1 protein-coding gene is annotated in these 1,213 nt (G+C 40.6%); it reads left to right on the top strand.

What is annotated here, in order from left to right; translation table 11 throughout:
* Positions 1-1,178: leucine-rich repeat domain-containing protein (locus tag TY19_RS03630; RefSeq protein ID WP_079979210.1), on the top strand; the 1,178-nt coding region annotated here is incomplete at its 5' end.
* Positions 1,179-1,213 lie beyond the last annotated feature (35 nt).

Genomic DNA, 1,213 nt, shown 5'->3' with positions numbered 1-1,213 from the left:
CTTTGAAAAACTATTTAGAATTGACCGTTGTAGGCACATTCTTAAACCAGACCTCTCAATTGGCGGAGTTTGAAAGAATCATAAATCATTTTTCAGATGAGATAAAAACTCTTGRTTTTTCAAATCAGGCTTATTTAACAGATGCCCATCTCTTAGCATTAAAAGATTGTGAAAATCTAAAAGTGCTTCATTTAGAGGCATGTCTAGCTATTACGGACGCTGGAATAGCCCATTTGACACCCTTAACGGCTTTACGGCATCTCAATCTAAGCTCGTGCAGCAATCTCACGGATGATGGATTAGCCCATTTGACGCCCTTAACGGCTTTACAGCATCTAGATCTAAGATCGTGCAGCAATCTCACGGATGGTGGATTAGCCCATTTGACACCTTTAACGGCTTTACAGCATCTCAATCTAAGATCGTGCAGCAATCTCACGGATGATGGATTAGCCCATTTGACACCCTTAACGGCTTTACAGCATCTCAATCTAAGCCCGTGCAGCAATCTCACGGATGATGGATTAGCCCATTTGACACCCTTAACGGCTTTACAGCATTTAGATTTAAGCGATTGTAATTCTCTCACTGATGATGGATTAGCGCATTTAACACCCTTAACAGCTTTACAGCATCTCAGTCTAAGCTACTGTATAAATCTCACTGATGCAGGCTTGGCCCATTTGACACCCTTAACGGCTTTACAGCATCTCAATCTAAGCTACTGTGAGAATCTCACTGATGATGGATTAGCCCATTTGAAACCCTTAACGGCTTTGCAGCATTTAGATTTAAGCGATTGTGATTCTCTCACTGATGATGGATTAGCCCATTTGAAACCTTTAACGGCTTTGCAGTATCTAAATCTAAACCAATACTGGAATCTCACGGATGCAGGCTTGGACCATTTAAAACCCTTAATAGCTTTACAGCAACTCAATCTAAGCTACTGTGAGGATCTCACTGATGCTGGATTAGCCCATTTAAAACCTTTAACGGCTTTAAAGCATCTCAATCTAAGCTGCTGTCAGAATCTCACAGATGCAGGCTTGACCCATTTGGTACCTTTAACGGCTTTACGGTATCTAGATCTAAGCCAATGCTGGAATCTCACAGATGATGGATTAGATCGTTTTAAAACTTTAGCCACTTCACTCAATTTAGAAATTGTTAGGTAAAAAAACCTTAATAAAAAAGCAGGAATTCTAGCGCC

Source organism: Candidatus Protochlamydia sp. R18 (assembly GCF_000648255.1).
GTDB classification, from domain to species: Bacteria; Chlamydiota; Chlamydiia; order Chlamydiales; family Parachlamydiaceae; genus Protochlamydia; species Protochlamydia amoebophila.
Note: the sequence above shows the minus strand (reverse complement) of the source record. Positions and strands in the feature narration are given on the sequence as shown.